Consider the following 6000-nt stretch of genomic DNA (forward strand, 5'->3'; position numbering starts at 1 on the left):
GGGGTGGACGGCCCGGGCGGCGGCGGCCTGGTCGAGGGCCGCGAGGACGGCGGTGAGCAGTTGGCCCGGGTCGGCGCTGTGCGCGGCGCCCCGGAAGCGCCGCCGGTCGCCCGCCCCGGCCCGGCCGGGGCGGGCGCCGCGTGCGTCGGCCCGGTGGTGCGGGTCGGCGGCGTCGGCGAGCAGCACGGTGGGGTCGGGCGAGAAGCCGGGGCCGTGGCTGCGCCCGGCGACGACGGGATGGGCGGCGCGGGCGGCCTTGGCCCGGTACTGGGCGGCGTCGGCGAGCCGGAAGAGCCGGTCGGGGGTGGTGACCGGGCCGATGGAGTCGCCGGTGGAGGCGACACCGCAGGCGACACCCTCACCCTCGGACAGGGCGAGGGCCCGGGCGCAGAGCTCCTCGGCGACGGCGACGACCTCGTCGGCCTTCTGCCCTTCGGCGAGCAGGCAGAACTCGTCGCCGCCGAGGCGGGCGGCGAGGCTGCCGGGGAGTTTGGCCGCGGCGACCGAGAGCTGGTGGGCGAACCGTTCGAGCAGCCGGTCGCCCATTTCGTGGCCGAGCTGGTCGTTGACCCGCTTGAGGCCGTTGACGTCGCAGACGACGAGCGAGACCACGGTGTTGTCCCGGTTGTGCGCCGTCAGGGCGCTCTCCAGCCGGGTGTCGACGGCGCGCCGGTTGGCGAGGCCGGTGAGCGGGTCGGAGAAGGCGAGTTTGCGCAGGTCGGCGAGGCGTTCGGTCTGGGCGAGGCCGGCCGAGATCTGGGCCGCGAGCAGGGTCGCGTAGTCGGCGTCGGCGGCGGAGAACTCGGGCTTGCCGACGCTGCGGGCCAGGTACAGCTCGCCCCAGGCCTGCCCGTGCAGGACGATCGGGGCGACCACGCAGCAGGCGCGGCCGCGCCGGCGCAGCGCCGCGGCGCGTTCCTGGCAGTACGCGCCGGCGGTGGGGTGGGCGTGCCCGGCGTGCGGTTCGGCGTTCTCGGCGGTCTGCAGCCAGGCCCGCGGGAGGCGCCCGGTGGTCCAGCGCTCCTCCAGATAGGTGACGATCTCGGGGAAGTCGGCGACGGGGTAGGACTCGTCCTCGGGCAGTTCCTCCTCGCCGGGCGCGAGCTCCCCGTGGTTGACCAGGACCCGGAGCCGGCCGGATTCGCGGTCCCAGACGGAGACGGCCGCCATGGTCGCCCCGAGCGCCTCGGTGGCGCGGGCGGCGGCGGCCCGGACGGCCTCCAGCGGGGTGAGCGCGCCGGCCATGTCCTGGGCCAGCTCGACCACGGACTGCAGCCGCAGGTCGGGCAGTTGGCCGGCCGGCTGCGGGCCGCCGCAGTCGCAGTCGCAGCCGCGGTCCGTCATGATCGCCTCACTGCTCACCGGCTCGCCTCGCTCCCTGTGCTCGGTCCTGCCGGACCCCCGACGGCGGCCGCACCCACCCGGCCGCTTTCACCAAGACTATGGCGGTTTCGTTCGGTTATGCCCCGTTTGCCGGGGCGGACCCGCAACCGGCCGTACGGGTTTCAACCGTTCGGCACCCCAAGCATCGGGACCGGCCCGGGGCCACGTCCTGGAAAAGGCCGGGGAAGGCCGGAAAGGCCCGGGAAAAGCCGGGAAGGGCACAGGAGAAGACCGGAAGGGGCCCGGAAGAGACCGGGAAGAGTCCGGGAGAGGCGTGAGAAGGGCCCGGGAGGGGCAGGGGCGGAGTCCTACTCCGGCTTCAGCCGCCGCGACAGCAGCCACGGCTCGACCAGCCCGAGCCCGCGCACCGGCCGGCGCCACATCGGCTGCAGGTGGAACCGGTGCCCGGCGTCCAGGCCCGGCACCGGCAGGCCCGAGGCGGGCATCCCGGCGGCGGCCGACAACGCCTCGGCGAGGCCGGGGCCGTCCGCGTCCGGCGGGGCCACGCTGCCGTACTGCTCCAGGGCGGCGGCGAACTCGCCGTCGATCAGCACCGCGTCCTTGGGTGCGATCGAGGTGAGCCGGCTGGCCAGGTTCACGGTGGTGCCGAAGACGTCGCCCATCCGCGAGGTGACCGTGCCGAAGGCCATGCCGACCCGCAGCGCGGGGATGCTCTCGTCCTCGGCGAGGGCCTCGATCAGGCTGAGCGCGATCTCGGCGGCGGTGACCGGGTCCTCGGAGACGTAGAGGATCTCGTCGCCGAGGGTCTTGATGACCCGGCCGCCCTGCCCGGCGATCAGGTCCGAACAGGTGTTCTCGAAGGTCTCGACGAGTTCGCCGAGCTCCTCCTCCTCCAGCCGCCGCGACAGCCGGGTGAAGCCGACCAAGTCGGCGAAGCCCACGGCGAGGCGGCCGCTGGTGATCTCGTTGTCCTCGGCGGCCTGGACCACCCGGCCGGTGACGGCGGCGAGCTGGCGGCGCCAGACGTACACCAGGAACTGCTCCAGCTCCGGCAGCAGCAGCTCGACCAGCGGGTAGGCGACGTCGGCGCGGGTCAGGCCGGGTTCGACGGCCTGGGTGAGGTTCTCCAGGAAGGTGTCCATCTGCCAGCCGGCCAGCCGGGCGGTGGTCTGGCCGGTGGAGCGGGCCACCTGGATCGCCATCGACTCGCTGAGCAGGCCGGACTCGACCAGGCCGGCGAGCCGGCGCAGGGCGATCACGTCGCCGTCGGTGAGGGCCCGGGACTGGCCGATGTCGGGGAAGCCCATGGCCCGCCAGAAGCGGGTCGCCAGCTCCATCGGGACGTCTGCGGCCCGCGCGGCCTGGTACGGGGTGTAGCGGCGTGGCGCGTCCAGGATCAGGCGTTCCAGTTCGAGCGCGACCGTGGGGTCGTGGGTCCCCGATGTCGCGCCGCTGCTGCCGTCCTCTGCCACCGGTCCGTCCCCGTGCGGTCGCCGCACTTGCCTCGTGTCCTGCCTGTCCGGGCGCGCCCGCCACCCGGCGGGCAGTGGCGCGCCTCACACCGCTGCCAGGTGGAATGTTCGCACGGAATCGCGTGATCCGGGGCATCAGCCCGGGTCAAGGAGAGGTGAAGAGTGCCGTTCAGCGGGGCTCGGGGCGCACGTGGACGACGTCCCCCGCGCCGACCGCCCGGCGTGCGCCGTCGGGGGTGCGGACCACCAGGCGGCCGTCGCCGTCGATCGCCACCGCCTCGCCGACCAGCTCCCGGTCGCCCGGCAGGTGCACCTTCACCTGGCGGCCGAGCGTGGTGCAGCGGTCCGCGTAGGCGCGGAGCAGCTCGCTGGTGTGCGGGTCGCCGGCGGCGGCCGTCCAGGTGCGGTACAGCCCGGCGAACTCGCGCAGCAGGGCGCGCAGCAGGGTGGACCGGTCGGTGACCTCGGCGCCGGCCAGCGCGAGCGAGGCGGCGGTGGGGACGGGCAGCTCGGGCTCGCGCAGCGAGACGTTGATGCCGAGCCCGGCGACCACGGCGCCGCCGCTCAGCTCGGTGAGGATGCCGCCGAGCTTGCGCTCCGCGCCGTCGATCTCCACCTGGAGGTCGTTGGGCCACTTCAGCCCGACCTCGACCCCGGCGACCCGGCTCAGCGTGCTGGCGGTGGCCACCCCGACCAGGATCGGCAGCCAGCCGTAGCGCTCGACCGGCACCTCCTCGGGGCGCAGCAGGACGGACAGGAACAGCCCGGAGCGGGCCGGGGCGCTCCACTGGCGTTCCAGCCGGCCGCGCCCGGCGTTCTGCACCTCGGCGACCAGCACCGCGCCCTGCGGGGCGCCGGCCCGGGCGCGGGCGGCGAGGTCGTTGTTGGTGGAGCCGGTCTCGGCGACGACGTCCACCGAGGTCCAGAGCCCGTCCGGGACCAGCAGGTCGCGGCGCAGCGCGGCCTCGTCCAGCGGCGGGCGGTCCAGGTCGGTCCACGGCGACGGCCCGGCGTGGCCGAAACCGCGCAGTCCACTGCGGCGGGGGGAGTCGGGTGCGGTCATGGTCCAGAACACTAGGTCCTGTCCGGTCGCGTGGGGCGTAGGCCGCCCCATCGTCCCGCAGAACGCGCGTTGACACACTGTGTCGATGGCCATAACGCCAGGACATGACGTCCGGGCCGGTGCGCTGGCTACGCTACCCAACGGTAGTTCGCAGCGCCGCCCTGCCCTCATGCGCGGGCCCCCACTCCGGCCCGCGCGCACTCGAACAGGTCGCGGCCCATGGATCAGGGAGAGCCACCGGATGACCGAGGCGCCGTACGACCCCCACACCACCGCCGGCAAGCTCGCCGACCTGCGGCGCAGGCTCGACGAGGCGGTGCACTCCGGCTCCGCCGCGGCCGTGGAAAAGCAGCACGCCAAGGGCAAGCTGACGGCCCGCGAGCGGGTCGCGGAGCTGCTGGACGAGGGCTCCTTCGTCGAGTTCGACGAGTTCGCCCGGCACCGCTCGACGAACTTCGGGCAGGAGCGGAACCGCCCGTACGGCGACGGCGTGGTGACCGGCTACGGCACCGTGGACGGCCGCCAGGTCGCCGTCTTCGCCCAGGACTTCACCGTGTTCGGCGGCTCCCTGGGCGAGGTGTTCGGCGAGAAGATCGTCAAGGTGATGGACTTCGCGCTGAAGACCGGCTGCCCGGTCATCGGCATCAACGACTCCGGCGGCGCCCGGATCCAGGAGGGCGTGGTCTCGCTCGGCCTGTACGGCGAGATCTTCCGCCGCAACGTGCACGCCTCGGGCGTGATCCCGCAGATCTCGCTGATCATGGGCCCCTGCGCGGGCGGCGCGGTGTACTCCCCCGCGATCACCGACTTCGTGGTGATGGCCGACCGGACCTCGCACATGTTCATCACCGGCCCGGACGTGATCAAGACCGTGACCGGCGAGGACGTCGGCATGGAGGAGCTGGGCGGCGCCCGCACCCACAACAGCAAGTCCGGCAACGCGCACTACCTGGCCACCGACGAGAAGGAGGCCGTCGAGTACGTCAAGAGCCTGCTCTCGTACCTGCCCTCCAACAACCTGTCGGACCCGCCGTCCTACCCCGAGCAGGCGGACCTCACCGTCACCGACGAGGACCTCGAACTCGACACCATCGTGCCGGACTCGGCGAACCAGCCGTACGACATGCGCAAGGTGATCGAGCACATCGTCGACGACGGCGAGTTCCTGGAGACCCAGCCGCTGTACGCGGGCAACATCATCACCGGCTTCGGCCGGGTCGAGGGCCAGTCCGTCGGCATCGTCGGCAACCAGCCGATGGACCTGGCCGGCTGCCTGGACATCAACGCCAGCGAGAAGGCCGCCCGCTTCATCCGGACCTGCGACTCCTTCAACATCCCGGTGCTGACCTTCGTCGACGTGCCCGGCTTCCTGCCCGGCACCGAGCAGGAGTGGGACGGCATCATCCGCCGCGGCGCCAAGCTGATCTACGCCTACGCCGAGGCGACCGTCCCGCTGATCACCGTGATCACCCGCAAGGCCTTCGGCGGCGCGTACGACGTCATGGGCTCCAAGCACCTGGGTGCCGACCTCAACCTGGCCTGGCCGACCGCGCAGATCGCGGTGATGGGCGCGCAGGGCGCGGTCAACATCCTGCACCGGCGGGAGATCGCCGAGGCCGAGGCGGCGGGCGGTGCCGAGCAGAAGCGGGCCGAGCTGATCGCCTCGTACGAGGACACCCTGCTGAACCCGTACCTGGCGGCCGAGCGCGGCTACGTGGACGCGGTGATCCCGCCGAGCGAGACCCGCCGGCACATCGTCCGGGGTCTGCGGGCGCTGCGCGGCAAGCGCGAGGTGCTGCCGCCGAAGAAGCACGGCAACATCCCCCTGTAGGCCCTCGTCGGGAGAGAATGAGCCATGGCACCGATCCACGTGCTGCACGGGCAGCCGACCCCCGAGGAGCTCGCCGCCGTCCTGGCGGTGGTCCAGGCCCGGGCCGCCGCCGCGCAGGCCGCCGCCGAGGCGGCGCGCCGGGCCGGTGCCGGCCCGGCCGCCCCCTGGAACGACCGTTCCCGCCTGTTCCGCCAGGCCGTCCACCCGGGCGTCAACGCCTGGCGGACGTCCGGCTGGGCGAGCTGATCCGCCCGGTGCGGAGTGGGGGGGGGGGCCCGGCCCCGAGACCC

Annotated in this window: 4 protein-coding genes and 1 pseudogene; 2 read left to right on the forward strand and 3 right to left on the reverse strand. The window is 73.7% G+C overall.

The genetic code is table 11. The features are described from left to right. Positions 1 to 108 precede the first annotated feature (108 nt). The 3 genes and pseudogenes from ACFVHI_RS33095 to ACFVHI_RS33105 all read right to left on the reverse strand — a co-directional run. Positions 109 to 1245, reverse strand: a pseudogene (locus tag ACFVHI_RS33095) (diguanylate cyclase domain-containing protein); the annotation flags it as partial. A gap of 446 nt (positions 1246 to 1691) precedes the next feature. Beyond that, a complete protein-coding gene (locus ACFVHI_RS33100; protein ID WP_063349085.1) occupies positions 1692 to 2816 on the reverse strand; it encodes an adenylate/guanylate cyclase domain-containing protein in 1125 nt (374 codons plus the stop codon). A 169-nt stretch (positions 2817 to 2985) separates the two neighbouring features. Next, on the reverse strand, positions 2986 to 3879 hold the full coding sequence (locus ACFVHI_RS33105; protein ID WP_063351348.1) for a biotin--[acetyl-CoA-carboxylase] ligase: 894 nt from the start codon (positions 3877 to 3879) through the stop codon (positions 2986 to 2988). 241 nt (positions 3880 to 4120) lie between these two features. Here ACFVHI_RS33105 and ACFVHI_RS33110 point away from each other — a divergent pair, with 241 nt between their 5' ends. Both ACFVHI_RS33110 and ACFVHI_RS33115 read left to right on the forward strand, forming a co-directional pair. Continuing rightward, positions 4121 to 5710 (forward strand): acyl-CoA carboxylase subunit beta, encoded by a 1590-nt coding sequence (locus ACFVHI_RS33110; RefSeq protein ID WP_063349084.1) that lies wholly within the window; start codon positions 4121 to 4123, stop codon positions 5708 to 5710. Positions 5711 to 5734: 24 nt separating this feature from the next. Beyond that, positions 5735 to 5956 (forward strand): acyl-CoA carboxylase epsilon subunit, encoded by a 222-nt coding sequence (locus ACFVHI_RS33115; RefSeq protein ID WP_350877317.1) that lies wholly within the window; start codon positions 5735 to 5737, stop codon positions 5954 to 5956. The last annotated feature ends 44 nt before the right edge of the window (positions 5957 to 6000 follow it).

Source organism: Kitasatospora sp. NPDC127121 (assembly GCF_042677305.1).
GTDB lineage: Bacteria > Actinomycetota > Actinomycetes > Streptomycetales > Streptomycetaceae > Kitasatospora.

Bases quoted from the DNA above. Each gene is read 5' to 3' on its own strand.
- ACFVHI_RS33105 (WP_063351348.1), bottom strand. From the start codon at position 3,879: ATGACCGCACCCGACTCCCCCCGCCGCAGTGGACTGCGCGGTTTCGGC.
- ACFVHI_RS33110 (WP_063349084.1), top strand. From the start codon at position 4,121: ATGACCGAGGCGCCGTACGACCCCCACACCACCGCCGGCAAGCTCGCC.
- ACFVHI_RS33115 (WP_350877317.1), top strand. From the start codon at position 5,735: ATGGCACCGATCCACGTGCTGCACGGGCAGCCGACCCCCGAGGAGCTC.